Annotated in this window: 12 protein-coding genes and 3 pseudogenes; 12 read left to right on the top strand and 3 right to left on the bottom strand. The window is 39.1% G+C overall.

The features are described from left to right. The first annotated feature begins 53 nt into the window (after window positions 1-53). From AC4G3N_RS13295 to AC4G3N_RS13280, 4 genes and pseudogenes are all read left to right on the top strand, one after another. Window positions 54-592: pseudogene (locus AC4G3N_RS13295) on the top strand (DinB family protein). 65 nt (window positions 593-657) lie between these two features. Beyond that, a complete protein-coding gene (locus AC4G3N_RS13290; RefSeq protein WP_491090328.1) occupies window positions 658-1,122 on the top strand; it encodes an NUDIX domain-containing protein in 465 nt (154 codons plus the stop codon). A gap of 46 nt (window positions 1,123-1,168) precedes the next feature. Further along, a pseudogene (locus AC4G3N_RS13285) lies at window positions 1,169-1,626 on the top strand (GNAT family N-acetyltransferase). A 22-nt stretch (window positions 1,627-1,648) separates the two neighbouring features. After that, window positions 1,649-2,464, top strand: a complete 816-nt coding sequence (locus AC4G3N_RS13280; RefSeq protein ID WP_491090327.1) for an aminoglycoside adenylyltransferase domain-containing protein — start codon at window positions 1,649-1,651, stop codon at window positions 2,462-2,464. Between the two features lie 112 nt (window positions 2,465-2,576). On the opposite strand, the gene AC4G3N_RS13275 is transcribed toward AC4G3N_RS13280, so the two are convergent. Continuing rightward, a complete protein-coding gene (locus AC4G3N_RS13275) occupies window positions 2,577-2,807 on the bottom strand; it encodes an IDEAL domain-containing protein (protein ID WP_066101689.1) in 231 nt (76 codons plus the stop codon). A 258-nt stretch (window positions 2,808-3,065) separates the two neighbouring features. Between AC4G3N_RS13275 and AC4G3N_RS13270 the strand changes: the two genes are divergently transcribed. Next, window positions 3,066-3,662 (top strand): competence protein ComK, encoded by a 597-nt coding sequence (locus tag AC4G3N_RS13270; protein ID WP_066101684.1) that lies wholly within the window; start codon window positions 3,066-3,068, stop codon window positions 3,660-3,662. Between the two features lie 12 nt (window positions 3,663-3,674). Here the strand turns inward: AC4G3N_RS13270 and AC4G3N_RS13265 are convergent, their stop codons facing one another. Continuing rightward, window positions 3,675-4,049 (bottom strand): YhjD family protein, encoded by a 375-nt coding sequence (locus AC4G3N_RS13265; RefSeq protein WP_066101681.1) that lies wholly within the window; start codon window positions 4,047-4,049, stop codon window positions 3,675-3,677. Window positions 4,050-4,261: 212 nt separating this feature from the next. On the opposite strand from AC4G3N_RS13265, the gene AC4G3N_RS13260 reads away from it, so the two are divergent. The 7 genes from AC4G3N_RS13260 to addA all read left to right on the top strand — a co-directional run bounded on the left by AC4G3N_RS13260 (window position 4,262) and on the right by addA (window position 16,540). Next, on the top strand, window positions 4,262-4,873 hold the full coding sequence (locus AC4G3N_RS13260; protein WP_066101678.1) for a TVP38/TMEM64 family protein: 612 nt from the start codon (window positions 4,262-4,264) through the stop codon (window positions 4,871-4,873). 99 nt (window positions 4,874-4,972) lie between these two features. Continuing rightward, the gene (locus AC4G3N_RS13255; protein WP_368072416.1) at window positions 4,973-5,092 is read left to right on the top strand and encodes an RAxF-45 family protein; all 120 of its coding nucleotides are present in this window, start codon (window positions 4,973-4,975) and stop codon (window positions 5,090-5,092) included. Between the two features lie 129 nt (window positions 5,093-5,221). Continuing rightward, entirely contained in the window at window positions 5,222-7,114 is a 1,893-nt protein-coding gene (abc-f, locus tag AC4G3N_RS13250) for a ribosomal protection-like ABC-F family protein (protein ID WP_066101673.1), read from the top strand. A 101-nt stretch (window positions 7,115-7,215) separates the two neighbouring features. Beyond that, entirely contained in the window at window positions 7,216-8,388 is a 1,173-nt protein-coding gene (locus tag AC4G3N_RS13245; protein ID WP_491090326.1) for a beta-carotene 15,15'-monooxygenase, read from the top strand. Window positions 8,389-8,420: 32 nt separating this feature from the next. After that, window positions 8,421-8,834, top strand: coding sequence for a GNAT family N-acetyltransferase (locus tag AC4G3N_RS13240; protein WP_066101664.1), 414 nt, complete (start codon window positions 8,421-8,423; stop codon window positions 8,832-8,834). A gap of 493 nt (window positions 8,835-9,327) precedes the next feature. Further along, on the top strand, window positions 9,328-12,807 hold the full coding sequence (gene addB, locus AC4G3N_RS13235) for a helicase-exonuclease AddAB subunit AddB (protein WP_491090325.1): 3,480 nt from the start codon (window positions 9,328-9,330) through the stop codon (window positions 12,805-12,807). Further along, window positions 12,797-16,540: a helicase-exonuclease AddAB subunit AddA gene (addA, locus tag AC4G3N_RS13230; protein ID WP_491090324.1), complete on the top strand. Its 3,744-nt coding sequence runs from the start codon at window positions 12,797-12,799 to the stop codon at window positions 16,538-16,540. The genes addB and addA overlap by 11 nt, the downstream gene beginning before the upstream one ends. A gap of 119 nt (window positions 16,541-16,659) precedes the next feature. Here the strand turns inward: addA and AC4G3N_RS13225 are convergent. Further along, a pseudogene (locus AC4G3N_RS13225) lies at window positions 16,660-17,077 on the bottom strand (SMI1/KNR4 family protein). Window positions 17,078-17,100: the final 23 nt, after the last annotated feature.

The following is a 17,100-nucleotide window of genomic DNA, read 5'->3' as shown; positions in this document are numbered from 1 at the left end:
TTTAAGCAATGAAGGTGGAATAAATAGAGGAAATACATAAAAGGAGAGGGAATATGCGAAAACAATTAAAACAAAATGAATATGCTCCTTATTATCAACCATATGTAGAATTAGTTCCGGAAGGTGATTTGATCCAAATTTTATCCGAACAAATAAAACAGACGATTGCCAATCTGGAAAAAACAACTGATACTCAGGCGGAATTCCGTTATGCCGAAGGAAAATGGAGTATCAAGGAAGTTTTGGGCATATGATTGATACAGAGAGAATCATGGCATACAGGCTTCTTGCAATCGCGCGAGGAGAACGCAGAAACTTGCCAGGTTTTAATGAAGAAGAATATGTTCAGCAAGCATCCTTTACAAAACAAACAGTAGAAGAGCTCCTACAAAACTTTTCTATCGTCCGTCAGTCAACGATTATATTATTAAAAAGTCTCCGCAGTGAAGAGTGGCTGCGCCGAGGCACAGCTAATGATTGCGATATAACGGTTCGGGCTCTGGCTGTTATCATTGCCGGGCATGAAGTGCACCATCGTAATATCATCAGTGAACGTTATATGAACGCTGACTCAATTCTAAATCAATCATAACCATATGAGCTGAATTTTCAGCTCTTTTTGTCATTAAAAATATATAAATAAAAGGATGAACGATAATGCCAATTCGAAACTCTGCTAAAGCCATTATTATTCAGGATGATCAATTACTCGCGATAAAAAAGGAAGACCATGAAGGTGTCTATTATATATTGCCTGGTGGCGGGCAGGAGCATGGAGAAACCTTTCATCAAGCGTTAATAAGAGAATGTATAGAAGAAATAGGACAGGAGGTTGAAATTGGTGATTTAATCCTGATTCGTGAATATATCGGACAAAATCATGAACATGCTGCTTTTGATATGGAAACCCATCAAATTGAATATATGTTTTTATGTACGATTAAAGGAAGGAATACAGTGATTCAAAATGGACTAAATCCTGATGAGGGACAAATCGGAGTAGAATGGCTGCCGTTAAGTGATTTATTAGCATACAGACTCTATCCTCAAGCAATGAGAAAACAGGTAATCAACTATCACAAAGGTGATAAGGTTCCCGTCTATTTAGGAGACATAAATTAAAGATTTGTATATTCTTTTGGGGGCGTCAAAGGTGAGGGATGATTGAATGAAGATTAAATTGGATGATTTAAGAGGAACTGAAGTGGCTGCTTTAATTAGTAGCCATCTTTACAGTATGGCCGAGCATTCTCCACCTGAGAGTATACATGCTTTAAATCTGGAAGAGTTGAAAAAAACAAATATCACGGTTTGGAGTGTCTGGGAGAATGAGGAGTTAGTTGGCTGTGGGGCCCTGAAAGAACTTGATATGACTCATGGAGAGATTAAATCGATGAAAACTTCACTGAATCATTTAAGAAAAGGGGTAGCTAGAAAGCTGCTAGAGGACATTATCAATATAGCGAAGGAACGTAACTATAAGAAACTAAGTCTGGAAACCGGATCAATGGCTGCCTTTAAACCAGCCCAAAGGCTTTAGAGAGTGTTGGATTTCAATATTGTAAGCCGTTTGCAGATTACAAAGAGAACCCGAACAGTGTGTTTATGACAATAGAATTATACTAACTATAGTAATAGAGGGATAGGTATGTTGAAAATACCAAAAATCGTAGAAACTATTTTGAATGAATACGAAGGATTATTCAATGAATATCTGCCAAATGAGTTGGAGGGCTTGTATTTACATGGCTCCATTGCACTGGATGCCTTTGAAAAAGGTAAAAGTGATATCGATTTTATTTCTGTCACAAGTCGGCATTTCACAGAAGATGAAGCTGGTATTCTCTCAAAGATTCATAGAATGATCGCTCAAAAATATAAGACTCCAGAGATGGACGGTGTCTATATTACTTGGGGAGACTTAGGGAAAGTGAACAATGATCATCAAAATCATTTTTATTATAATAGCGGAAATTTAAGCTTTGGCCCCTATTTTAATTTCAATCCTGTGACATGGACACTTTTTGCTAAAAAAGGAATTACTGTTCTTGGGCCTGCTTCCTCGGATTTTGAACTGGAATTCCGCTCGAAACAATTACAATCCTATGTATTCGCGAATATGAATACATACTGGGGCGATCGAGTTCAGTGGTTGGAATCCTCATTCGATGAATTGCTGAACATGCCTGCTCACGATATACGGGAGGAAATAGAATGGACAGTTCTTGGGCTGCTTTGTCAATACTATACGTTAGCGGAAGACGATATCATTTCCAAGACAGGGGCAGGGAGATATGGTTTAAGCCATATGCCAAAAGAGTATCATCAGATTATTAATGAAGCTGTTCTTGCTCGCACAACTGATAAGGAGACTTTATATAGTTCAAACAAGGAACGTTTGGATTCGACCCTAACATTTTCAAAGTATTTGATTAAATACTGTCAACGTTTTCATTTTATTTAGGGAAATACCGTGATTAAAGAGTGAAAACAAGAAAATCACAGGGCGGGATTAAATGATCCTCGCTCTGTGATTTTGTTTATACACCGAATTTATTCGTTACAAGTTGTTTGAATTAATTCCCAAAGTTTTTCTCCAATTCAATTAGCTCGGCGGAAAGTTTCATAAATGCTTCTTTGTCCTTATTGTCCAAGGCATGATCGATTTCTTCTTTCAGTTTCCTATGTGCATGGGTTAGTTGAGCTTCGTAAATCATCATATCCATCAGTAGATCTTCCATGGTCCCCTGGTCAACAGTCACATCAACAGCTTTTACGATATCTGTATTTGCTTTTTCGTGATTCATGGATATCCCCCCGTTGCTTTTTTTTATTATAAGTCAGATGAAAAGAAAAATCAACTAAATATTTAAATTATTCAGAAAATTTACTTTGGTAGTTTGAAATAGTTATTTATCATATACCCAGAATATAAAATGAATTAACCGTAACAATCATGGGGGTTCTGGGTTAAAATTGAAATTTTGGTGAATAAACCAATTATTTTAAAATATTATGTTATATTGAAATTGTAGTTTAATTGCAGGATTTATAAGGAGGAAGCTATGGAAAAGAACGTGATTACCAGGAGAGAGGATTACGAAATAAGTCCATTTACATTTGCTGTTGTTCCAGTAGAATACGGATCGAAAACGTATTCTAAAGTGATTGAATTTGATGAAGAAATTTTAGTACCTTTTAGGCCATCGGAAGTAGTAAAATCCAGCTGTGATTATTTTGGGGCTGATTATCCTGGGAGGTGCCAGTCGACGAAAAAGCTCCTCGGTATCTCGCATAAAGTGCCGATATCGTTAGAACCGGCTAATCGATTATTCTTTTTTCCTACTACATCTCCTGCAAAAGAATCATGTATTTGGCTTTCTTATGAACACATTGTATCCAGAGTTAAGATTGACGCGACTAAAACCCAAATTAATTTTCATAATAAGCAATCTATCGTTGTTCCAGTTTCATATAGTATCATTGAAAACCAGATGCTCAGAACTGCAATGCTGAAGTCGAAGCTGCTTCAAACCTTAGCAGAGACGGAGCGAAAGACACATTATTTATATAACGCCATGCAAGTTAATGATAGGAATTCGGATTTCCAAGCAAAGCATGGTTTAATGCATTCATCAAATAGTTATAAGGAAGGTCGATGAAACTTATTGCTGTTAATTTTTCAGTTGGTCAGTCCACTGCTTCAAAAAATAATACTCCAGTAATTCCTGTACTTTATTTCGAATACGGGGATTGAAATAATTATGGTATTCCTCATAGCCTTTATACAGAAATAAAAAGGAGGTGAATGATTCGTCTCTTTTTGTTTCTTCCACTTTGAGTTGATGTGTCCTCATATAGTGGCTTGCTTGCTTCAATTCTGCTTGGACCTGTTTCATGGTTTCATCAATTAATAATATGTATGGTTGTTTTAATTTAAGGGGCGATGCTTTTACCACTTGAAGGTCTCGGGCAAGTACGGTGAGGACCATGGGTAGATAGATCGCTTTTTCCATTATATTGCGCTCTTCTGTAGGGATGCGGGTCATGTAAATCGCGTCCTTTCAATGTCTGTAAAAAAACGAACGTATGTTCTTATATAGAATAATCGCTTTTCACATTTTTGACAAGTTTATTTTCTAACTAATTCTCTCCTTACAGCAATCTGATATAATAGGGGTAAGGATTGTTTCAATCTAATGTATATGGGGATATTTATATAGTATGGACTGAATTTGTTATTTGTTTGTGAGGAGAGACTATGGATCTTAATTGGTTAACAGAATGGCTAACATTGGAGCATTTAGCCGAATTAATAAGTGATTATAGAAACTTAGGTCCCATTCCGGGATTGTTGCTCCCGTTTGTTGAAGCGTTCCTTCCTTTTTTGCCTTTGTTTGTTTTTGTGACGGCTAATGCCAATGCTTTTGGCTTATGGATTGGATTTCTTCTCTCCTGGACAGGTGCTGTCGCTGGTGCGATGGTTGTGTTTTATTTGTCCAGAAAATATGGAAAGAAAAAAGCCCTTTCATTTTTACATAGACATTCGGCTGTGCAAAAAGCGATGCTCTGGATCAATCATCATGGATTTGGCCCGTTGTTTATCTTGCTTTGTTTCCCATTCACTCCTTCCGCGATCGTAAATATAGTTTGCGGATTATCTGACATTAGTCCAAAACAATATATGCTTGCTGTCTTTGCAGGGAAATTGGTCATGATCTTTACTATTAGTTATATTGGCCATGACATTATGTCTTTAATTCGCGAACCAGTAAAAAGTATTATTGTTGGTATCGTCATTTTCCTTTTATGGCTAGTAGGCAAACAAGTAGAAATCCGTTTGAATCGGGTGGAACAGAAGGACCATTCGTAGAATGGAAGGATATCTGTGAAGAGTGAAAAAAGCAGTTGTTAATAGTTGACTGAAAGTTTATAATTATAACTAAATTATTCCATTAAAGGAGGTGTAGAGATGAATCGTTCTGTGAAGGTATGTTTGCAATGGCTTGAAAACTTGTCATTGATCCGTGCCATTTTTCATGTGCAATTTCGCCAAGGGGGTAGTCTGCCCTTTTCAGGAAATTTCATATGAAAAAGAACGATAATAAGTCTCTATACCCTTGATAAAATAGGAATTCAAAAGCCATGGGGAAGTCTTATATCGACTTTCCTATGGCTTTTTTTCATGTACAGGGTATGAGCATGAGAGGGGTTCATACACATGATTGTATGCAGTGTACAGCAAATTGAAAAAAACTATGGCGGAACAAAGCTATTTGAAAATATTACGTTTGAGATCAAGGAAGGAGAACGAGTTGGATTCGTCGGTCGGAATGGCTGTGGGAAATCAACAATTCTAAAAATGATAGCAGGCGTCGAAACAATTGATGAGGGGGCTATTCACATTAAAAAGGGTGCAGCAATAGGCTTGCTGTCACAAATCCCTGACTTTACTGACGGCATCACGGTATATGAATGCTTGCAATCTGCTTTTGGCCATATGATTGAGCTGAAGGAGAGACTGGATAAATTAGAACATAGTATGGCTACTGAGACCAATGATAGCTCATTGGCTCGCAGTATAGAACAGTATGGAGAAGTTCAGGAGCAGTTTGAACGGCTTGGTGGCTATGAGATGGATAGCACGATTATGAAGATAGCCAATGGGCTGATGCTCGATTTGATGCTCGATAAACGTTTTGTTTCCTTAAGCGGAGGTGAGAAAACAAAAGTTTGTTTAGGAGTGCTGCTTCTGCAAAAGCCAGATCTCCTATTGTTGGATGAACCAACCAATCACCTGGATATTGGTGCAGTTGAATGGCTTGAAGGATTCCTCGAAGACTATGATGGGACAGTTCTGATTGTCTCGCATGATCGATTTTTCCTGGATCGAACAGTTAAGAGGATTTTAGATTTGGACGATGGAGAGGTATTCGTATACGAAGGAAACTACTCTGAATTCGTGCAAGCAAAAGAAAAGCGGCTTTTGGAAGAATTTAATCAATATAAGGAACAGCAGAAGAAAATCAAAAAAATGAAGGAAGCGATAAAACGATTGCGGGAATGGGCCAATCAGGCGAATCCACCGAGTGAAGGATTGCATAAACGTGCCCGCAATATGGAACGTGCCTTAGAGAGAATGGAGAAAATTAAACGGCCCATTTTAGAAAGACGTAAAATGGACCTAGACTTCGACCAATCTGAGCGAAGCGGTAAAGATGTCCTGCAGCTTCATGGAATTACGAAGCGATTTGGTACGCAAACACTGTTTGAGAATATGAACCTGCTTGTTCAATACGGTGAACGAATTGCGATTGTTGGTGCTAACGGCACCGGGAAATCAACCATTCTTAAACTGGTTCTGAATGAGTTTACACCTGACGTTGGAGAGGTCAAACTGGGCAGCAATGTGAAGATTGGATACTTGTCTCAACAGCTATTTCAAGAAGGAAAAGACATGACCGTTTTGGAGGCCTTCCGCCAAGAGGTCCATGTTACAGAAGGGGAAGCCCGTCATATTCTGGCCCGGTTCCTTTTCTATGGTTTTCAAGTCTTTCAAAAGGTAGAAAAATTAAGCGGGGGTGAGCGTATGAGATTACGACTCGCTCAGCTAATGTACCAGGATATTAATTTATTGATACTGGATGAACCAACGAATCATTTGGATATTGATTCGAGAGAAGTGCTGGAAGAAGCATTAAGTGAATTTTCGGGGACCATTATTGTGGTCAGCCATGATCGATACTTGCTGAATAAGCTATTTCAAAAAACATATTGGCTACAAAATCGAATATTACAGGTTTATTTAGGAAATTACTCTTGGGCGAGAGAGCATATGCTTGCAGATATGTTACAAGTAAAGCAAGCAAGTCAATTGGTGACTCAGAGTCAGAGTAATGTGAAGCTTGTACACCATGTAATTTCGAATGAGACTTACGAATCACTGGAGAAAAAAATTGATAAAGTGGAACATCGCTTATCAGAAATCATTCGTGATATGGAGAAGGAGACAGCGGTAGAAGCACTTCAACTACTATATGTAAAAAAGAAAGAAGCAGAAGAGGTACGTGAAGATCTTTATGAAGAATTGGATAGGTTGGATTGTGGAGAGTAGATGATCTAAAATAAATCAAATATGGGCTGAAGAGACGGCAAGCTAATGATTGCCGTCTTTTTCTTGCTTTGAAATAGAATTGTGCAGGGGAAAAATGAAATTTGTCGAATAAGATTGTTGTAGGCGAAGTGATGATATTTCTATTTTTTTATACATATAGACAGTTAGGAAAAAGTGGAATTGTTTCGGAGGAAGGTGTGAAAACGGTGATTTTGAAAAAATCCTTATATCGAGAGTTTTTATTGATTATGTTGTTTCTGCTTGTTCTAATCTCTAATGTTTGTTTATATCGTACAGCGTTTGGAGTTGAAATTTTACAATACAATCCAAATGGTGCAGTGGTAGGCTCCATAATTGATTTGGCATTGGTTTTGCCGGTTTTATTTATGGCATGGAAGAGAAGCTGGGGATGGAAAAATATGATTTTATTGGCGGCCAGCGGTCTCGTTTTAGTCCGCTTCCTAATTCCAATGGAATATTTGGCGCCATTTGAATCAATCACTTGGGTCGGCTTTCTGATTGAAGGTTTATTAGTATGTTTTGAAGTGCTGCTCATCGTCTCATTGTTCAAATATATGCCGTACATTATCCGTGCTGTTAAAAATAGTCCACTACCGGTGGTTTTTTCATTCTCGAATGCCGTTGAGCAAAAAATGAAAAAAACGCCTGTTATTATTCAAATGATTTGTTCAGAAATGCTGGTTTTTTATTATGCTTTTGCAAGCTGGAACAAAAAGATGAAGCTGAGTGAAAAGCAATATACCTTGCATCAAAAATCAAGCTATATTGCTTTCCAAGTGATGTTGATTCACGCGATTGTTTTTGAAACAGCAGCAATTCATTGGTGGTTGCATGAAAAATATTTTCTATTGTCCATGATCTTACTCCTTCTAAATTTATACTCGGTCATTCTATTTGTGGCAGATATACAGGCTGTCCGTTTGAATCCCTTAAAGATTACGGAGGACCATATGTATATATCTCTTGGATTAATGAAACGTATGGAAATAAAGTGGACAGATATTGAATCCATAATTGATGAACAAGAACTACTTAAGCAAAAAGTTACTGAAAAGACGATTGAATTCATTTCCCGTGATCTAGAAGAAGTTTATCCAGATGTTATTTTAAAATTAAAACACCCCATACAAGCCACTCTCATATTGGGCATAAAGAAAGAATATGAACAAGTTGCGATTCGATTAGATGAACCAGAAAGATTCAAGGTTATTCTGAGAGAAAAGGTCACATTAGATAGGGATACTAATCATTAGGAGTAACGATAAAAAAGGCATTGGGGGATATCATGATTCACATAGAGCATGGGCAGCCCATACAAATCCGCAAATATAGTGAGCAAGACTTTGTTTCTGTAAATAAGCTGAATGCGGAAGAACAATGGACAAACTTGGTTGCGGGGAAAGATAAAACAAAGCAAGCCTGGAACAATTCTAATATAGCATTTGTTGTACTTTCAAAAGAGGAAGTTATCGGATATATAAGGGGCTTTACTGATAAACATGTCACTCTCTATATTTGCGAACTTTTAATCGACAAAAGATACCGGGGGCTAGGGATTGGTCAGTATCTGCTAAAGTTTGTACATGGATTGTATCCCTCTACGAGAATAGAGATGCTGGCAAGCAGTGAATCTCAATCCTTTTATAACCAAATCGGTTACAGACCTTTTTATGGATTTAGAAAGACATTTGGTGAGTAATTTTAGTCATCTGTTTTCGTTTTTTTGAAAAGTTTAAAGTAAGGATAGCGCCTAATAAGAAACAAATATAAAGTGAGATATCCCAACGTATGTAAGTAACAGTAGATACTTCTAAAGTCGTAAATCATTTAAAACTTAAAATGGTCTAAAGTATTTCATTAAATGACAACCCTTTTATCCATATATCGCTAATTAATAGTGGCTTAGAATTCAATAAAGAAGCTAACCAAAACAATGATCATCAATCCAGATGGTCATTGTTTTATATTTGCAGTGAAAGTTTTCCCCTTGCCGATTGTAATTTTCATATTAGTACCTATTTTAACTTCTCCTCTTTCTCTCATCTGCTGTGATATATAACAAAAACTAATCTTGTAATCACAATTAAAATAAACCATTTTTTACAATGCTGGGATATAGAGTCAATTGAGGAGAAAACACCATTAATTATGATAAAATAGAGAGATAGATATAAAGGGGGGAGGCACATTTAATGTCTTTGCAATTTTATATTGGAAAAACAGGTACAGGTAAGACAGAGGCTATTTTAAATGACATTAGGACCAAGCTGGAGAGTGATCCGGAAGGTCCTTCGATTATATATATTGTTCCAGATCAGATGACTTTTCAGGCTGAGCTGGAATTAATTAATACGCCAAATCTAGGCGGTATGATACGTGCCCAAGTGTTTAGCTTTAGCCGGCTTGCTTGGAAGGTTCTACAAGAAACAGGCGGCATGGGCAGACGGCATTTAAATAATGTCGGTGTCAACATGGTGATTCGCAAAATCATGGAGGAAAATAAGGACGAGTTAAAGACCTTTCAACGTTCTAGTGATAAGCAGGGCTTTATTACCCAGTTGAGTGATTTGCTGAAGGAATGTAAGCGATATTGCCTGACTCCAGAGGAAATGTTGAACCAATCAGCTGGAAAGGTATCACCGATTTTACGGTCAAAGCTTGATGATTTATCCCTTTTATACAATGGATTTGAGCGTGAATTAGAAGGTCAGTACGTAGATTCAGAGGATTACTTTACTTTATTAGTAGAAAAGATGCCTGAATCAGCTTACCTTCGCGATGCTGAAATTTATATAGATGGATTTTACAGCTTTACAGCTCAAGAATACGGCATTATGGCAGCTCTAATGCAACACTGCAGGAATGTGACGGTTTCGTTGACATTAGATCAACCCTTTAAAGAACTGGCGCCTGATCCACTTCATTTATTTAGGATGACAGGGGAAACTTATTTTGATCTGTATCAGATTGCGCTCCAAAACGGAGTAAAGGTGGAGGAGGATCGTTTATTTAAGGAACCGCATCGATTTATTCAAAATGAATCCATGCAGCATTTGGATAAATGGTTTGCCAACAGACCGGCACCAGTTTACGACCAAGAGCCGAATTTTGAATTTTGCCCGGCTGGTAACAGAAGGGCTGAGGTGGAAGGAATCGCGCGTAAGATTCTAAAGAGTGTTAGGGAAGGATATCGATACAGAGATATCTTTGTGTTAATGAGAAATAGCCAGGAATATGCTGAAGTGGTGGAAACCGTCTTTATGGACTACGGTATTCCTGTCTTTATTGATCAAAAGAGACCTATGCTTAATCACCCTTTGATCGAGCTTATTCGCTCTACGCTTGAAGCCTTAACGAATAATTGGCGTTATGAACCGATGTTCCGTGCTATAAAAACAGACCTTTTGTTTGATAAGAATGCCTATATACCAAAAGAGCGTGAGAGTGCTGCCCTGCTAGAAAATTACGTATTATCCAGAGGCTATTATGGTGACCGCTGGAGTAAGAAGCAGAGCTGGAAGTATAAAAGAAATCGCGGTCTTGAACTGGTGGCCAGTATCCAGACAGATGAAGAATTGAAAATGGAAGCGTTGCTGAATGAAACGAAGGAACAAGTGGCAGAGCCCATCCGTCGACTTGCAAATCGTTTTAAAAAAGCAACATCCGGAACGGATTATGCTCAGGCTTTATATATGTATTTAGATGAGCTTGACATACCGGAAAAGCTTGAAAAAATGGCTCAAAGCGATGAAAAGGAAGGCAGGCTCATCCATGCAACCGAGCACGACCAGGCATGGAATGGTGTCATGGATTTGCTGGATCAATTTGTAGAAATTGTTGGGGACAGGCCGGTTACGCTAAAGAATTTTGGCGCAATCCTAGAAAGCGGGATTGAAACACTGAACTTCTCTTTAATTCCACCTTCCCTTGACCAAGTAGTCGTGACCAATATGGATTTATCACGTCCTCAAAATGTAAAGATTGCTTTCATAGCAGGCTTAAATGAAGGGGTGATTCCTTCAAAAGTAAGTGAAGGGGGAATCCTTTCAGATACGGATAGAGAAACACTGAAGTCTACCGGAATAAAGATGGCACCGACATCAAGCACCAAGTTGTTGGATGAGGAGTTTGCTGCATACAAGGCATTCCTGCTTGCATCCGACTATGTATATTTTTCTTATCCACTGGCTGATGACGAAGGAAAGCAATTATTGGCTTCCTCTTATATGAAACGAGTGAAGGATTTATTTGGTTCGGTGAAAGAAACTTTCTTTGTGCATGATCCGGCTGAAATGAGTGATGAGCTGCAACTGGAGTATGTGGTTCAGACGAGTGCAACGCTGTCATTCCTGGCAAGCCAGCTTCAACAGAAAAAAAGGAATTATCCGGTATCCCCTGTTTGGTGGGAAGTATATAACGAATATGTTAAAGACGGTCCGATGAAGGATCAGGCGGCCTTTGTTCTTTCAGCGCTTTCGTATCAAAATAAAGCGAAGAAAATCCCTGACCAAAAAGCGGTTGAATTGTATGGAGATACAATCCAGGGAAGCGTATCGAGAATGGAGCTATTCAATAGCTGTCCATTTGCGCATTTTTCCTCACACGGCTTAAAGCTTAGGGAACGGGATATCTACCGTTTAGAAGCTCCTGATATCGGAGAAATGTTCCATGGTGCTCTGCAATGGATGACGGAACAAATTATCGAACGTGGGACAAGCTGGGGAGCTTTATCACGGGAGCAATGTATCCAATTAGCCAGAACGGCTGTAGAGGTAATGGCACCGAAACTGCAGAATGAAATCTTATTATCTTCCAATCGATTCCATTATTTAAAAAGGAAACTGGAACAAATTGTGGCGAGAGCCTCAATCACTTTAAGCGGACAAGCGAAAAACAGCCAATTTTCACCGATTGGGCTAGAGCTTGGATTTGGCCGGAGAGGTTCTTTGCCGCCTCTGACCTTTGAGCTTAAAAATGGAACAAAGATGGAACTGGCTGGGCGAATTGATCGGATTGATCAGGCGAAGACAGATGATGGAACCTATTTGAGAATCATTGATTATAAATCGAGCTCGAAGGATTTAAACTTCACGGAAATCTATTATGGAATCGCCTTGCAAATGCTGACTTACCTCGATATCGTGGTCACACACTCACCACTGTTGGTTGGGGAACAGGCTAAGCCTGCAGGTGTCCTGTATTTCCATGTTCACAATCCATTAATTAAAAACAATGGAGTTTATACGTTAGACCAGATTGAACGTGAAGTCTTTAAAAGCTTTAAGATGAAGGGATTGCTTTTAGGGGATGACCAGGTTGTTAAAATGATGGACAGTGATTTGGAAAATGGGGAATCCCTGATTGTACCTGCTGGATTTAAGAAGGATGGGCATTTTACGGCGGCTTCACGAATCGCAAGTGAAGGAGAGTTCTCTCTTTTAAGCCGGCATGTGAAGAGAATGTATGCCGATACGGGTAATGCAATTACGAGCGGTGTAGCTGATATCAAACCTTATCGTTTGCAAAATAAATTACCATGTACCTTCTGTAATTATAAAACAGTTTGCCAGTTTGATCCTTCTCTTGAGAGCAACGAGTACAGAGTATTTAAACCGGCTAAAAAAGAAGAAATCTTTGAGGCTATACGGGAGGAGGAAGAAGATGATGAATAACCGTAAACAAATTCCCGTAAAACCGGCAGATGCCTTATGGACAGATGACCAATGGAAAGCTATCACTGCGGATGGAAATGATATTCTAGTAGCGGCTGCGGCCGGAAGTGGTAAAACAGCTGTACTGGTTGAGAGGATTATCAGGAAGATTATTTCAGAGGATAACCCTCTTGATGTGGATCGTTTATTGATAGCCACCTTTACCAATGCTTCAGCTGCTGAAATGCGCCACCGTATTGCGGAGGCGCTGGAGAAGGAAATTAAAAAGAATCCGGACTCCAGACATTTACGTAAGCAGCTCAGCTTGCTGAATAAGGCGAATATCTCAACCCTTCATTCCTTCTGCTTGGATGTAGTCCGGAGTCATTATTATTTGCTGGACATTGATCCTGGATTCCGAATTGGGGACTCAACGGAAATCGAATTAATTAAAGATGAAATTCTTGAAGAAGTATTGGAAACACAGTATGGAATATCTGATAATGAGCCGTTTTTCAGGCTTATCGATGCATTTACGGATGACCGCAGTGATCGTACGATTCTCGAAATTATCCGAGTGCTTGATGATTTTTCAAGATCAAATCCCAATCCTAAAGAATGGCTGGAAAGCCTTGCGGATATGTATGAGATAGGGGAACATACCAGGATTGAGGATCTGCCATTTTATCCAGTCTTGAAATTTGATATCATGATGCGCCTCGCTGCAGCTAAAGAAATGATCCATGAAGGCTATCAATTAACCTTGCTACCTGATGGTCCAGCTGCCCTGGGTGAAACATTTAAATTAGATGAAGAGCTTATTAACAAGTTATCCGAGTCGCTTGAAGCAGATTGGCAGTCGATGGCAGATGCATTTTCAGCGGTTAGCTTTGCAAAAGCAAAAACGATTCGCAAGGGAACCTGTGATGAAGACTTGGCAAAGCAAGCCAAGAAAATGAGAGATGATGTTAAGAAATTGCTGAATGGAATTACGAGCGATTTATTCTTCCGGAAAGCAGATAGTTTTTTAAAGGATATATCAGATATGAAGCCGTATGTAGTGACGCTTGCCGGGTTGGTCACAGCGTTCCAAAAACGATTCCTGGCAGAAAAGCTTGAACGCGGGATTGTTGATTTTTCCGACTTGGAGCATATGGCGTTAGAAATTCTTGGGACTTATGAGTATGGAACATTAAAGCCAACAGATGTTGCGTTGGAGTACCGTGATAAATTCAAAGAGGTACTTGTCGATGAATATCAGGATACTAATATGGTGCAGGAAACAATCCTTCAGCTTGTTACACAGGACGGTGAGTCAACCGGCAATATGTTTATGGTTGGGGATGTTAAGCAATCTATCTATCGATTCCGCCTGGCTGAGCCTAATCTTTTCATGGGGAAATACAGCAGATTTTTAACAGAGCCGACAGATACCGGAATGAAGATTGATTTGAATAAAAATTTCCGCAGCCGAAGTGAAGTATTGGCAGGTACGAACTTTTTATTTAAACAATTGATGGGAAAAACGGTTGGTGAAATAGAATATGATGAACCCGCTGAATTGAAAAAAGGAGCAGCCTATCCTGAGGATGAAGAGTACCCGGTGGAACTTTATTTGATTGATAAATCGGCAGAAGGAGCTGGTTACGGATCTGAGGATGATGACGAGGCAGACGAAGATCTTGAAACGGTACTGTTAGAAGCTAGGCAAATGGCTGAATTAATTAAACAAATGATTAATGAACGCCGTAAAGTGTATGATGCCAAAACGAAAACATACCGAAACATTACCTATCGGGATATTGTCATCTTGCTGCGTTCCATGCCATGGGCTCCTCAAATTATGGATGAATTCAGAGCGCAGGGTATCCCGGTTTATGCCGATCTCTCAACAGGATACTTTGAAGCGACAGAAGTAGCTATTATGATCTCTCTCCTGCAAATTATTGATAATCCATATCAAGATATTCCGCTTGCATCTGTGCTGCGTTCTCCTATAGTGGGGCTGGATGAAGAAAACTTGTCAGATATCCGGATTACCTTGCCAAAGGGGCAATTCTATGATGCGTTAAAGGCCTATTGCCAGTACGGTTCATTTGAAAAATACGGAACTGTCTATTTAAAAGTGAAGCGATTCTTTGGTTATCTTCACGAATGGAGAAACCAGGCGCGTGAGGGAGCACTATCCAGTTTAATTTGGCAGCTGTACCGGGATACGGGCTATTATGATTTTGTTGGCGGTATGCCTGGCGGCAAACAAAGGCAGGCCAATTTATTGGCACTATATAACCGTGCCAGACAATATGAGGAAAGTTCATTCAGAGGAATATTCCGCTTTCTCCGTTTTATCGATCGGATGAGAGAAAGGGGCAGTGATTTGGGTGCGGCACGTGCCCTGGGTGAACAGGAAGATGTTGTCCGGATTATGACCATTCATAAGAGTAAGGGACTGGAATTCCCTGTCGTGATTTTGGGCGGTTTGTCTAAGAAGTTTAATCAGATGGATCTAAAGCGTTCCTATTTAGTGGATAAGGATCTGGGTCTTGCATTTCGATATGTGAATCCGGAGTTAAGGATAACCTATCCATCCTTACCGCAGATTGCCTTTAAAAAGAAGCAGCTCCTTGAAAATATTGCGGAAGAGATGCGCGTCCTGTATGTAGCGTTAACCCGTGCAAAAGAGAAGCTGTACTTAATCGGAACACTCTCAGATGCTGAAAAATCCTTTAAGAAGTGGTCTGCCAATGAGAATAAAGAAGGCTGGCTTCTACCTGATTATACGAGAGCAAATGCCACGTCCTATATGGATTGGATTGGTCCGTCTCTAGTGCGGCATCGTATCTTTAAAGAAGGGGCAATCGCCAGTGATTCACTTGCTGAGATTGCTAGTCATCCATCAGAATGGCAGGTACATGTCCGGAAATCTAATACGTTGCAATCAGTTAAAGAGGAAGAAAACCTGGAAAGTAAACGATTATTTAAATCAATTGAACAAATGGAACCAATTGAGGTAGAGTCTGAGTTTAAAGAACAGGTCAGGGACCAAATGGAATGGGATTATCGATTTAAAAGCTCGACAACTGGGCGTTCTAAGCAGTCTGTGTCCGAATTGAAACGATTAAATGAATCAAAGGATGAATACAGTGCAACTGATTTGGTTCGGGCGACCTTTAAACGGATGAATTTAAAGAGACCGGCTTTTATGCAGCAAAAAACAATGTCACCTGCAGAAAAGGGAACGATGATGCATTTAGTGATGCAGCATTTGGACTTTACAAAGCCAGTCACGGAAGAGTCTGTTCAGACGTTACTGGAGTATTTGGTGATGAAGGAATACGCTACGAAGGAACAAGTCAGTGAGATAAGAACTGACCAGATTTTGAGCTTTTTTGAAAGTGAATTGGGTCAACGCTTGCAGCATGCCAAAAAAATACGCAAGGAAATTCCATTTACAATGGCACTTCCTGCACATGAAGCGTATCAGGATTGGCAGGATGGCGACGAGAACATTCTTGTTCAGGGAATAGTGGATTGCCTATTTGAAGATGAGAATGGGATTGTACTGCTTGACTATAAAACAGACGCGATAACAGATCGATTTAAAAATGGATTTGAAGAAGCTGAGCCTGTATTAAAAGAAAGATATGAAAAGCAGATTCAGCTATATACAAGAGCGATTGAACAAATCCTGAAAAGAGAAGTTTCAGAAAGATATCTGATGTTCTTTGACGGTACACATGTATTGAAGCTTTAACTGCTGAAGGCGGCACATTTGGACGGGAAACCGTGCAGTTGTGTCGTCTATTTTTATATTTTCTCTTTCGATACTGTCTAATTTGGGAAAATATATGGCCAACAGGACCGCTATATCATTTATTGGTATTGGACCGATATAATAAATTCTTTCAAGTTAGAAGCTACTTCTTCTAATTCGCCGGTTTCGTGATACCAAATATAAATTTTATGATCTATGATTGTATCCACAATTTTATAGCATAATTTGTCCCCTGTATCATCCTCGCCAATAGATATGAGATTTTCATCCATTTCTTCCTCTCGCATATCTTTATTTTGTCTTACAATATCATCCCAGGTTCTTTTTAAATTTCTAGGATCTTTAATAGGGAAAAGCGTTCATCGTCCATTCATCAATCTGTGCATGGTTAGATAGTTTAAAGAGATCTTTATACTGTTTGGGGAAAATTACATCTAAGTGTTCTTCTGCTAATTTTATATCTAAATCTGTAACTCCAGGTTTTTTTGTATCAAGCAAATCGACAATATCATTCATTTAATACATAACCTCCCTTTTAA

Source organism: Bacillus sp. z50, assembly GCF_058313585.1.
The sequence above is the reverse complement of the archived record's forward strand: the minus strand, read 5'-3'. Positions and strand labels throughout refer to the sequence as shown.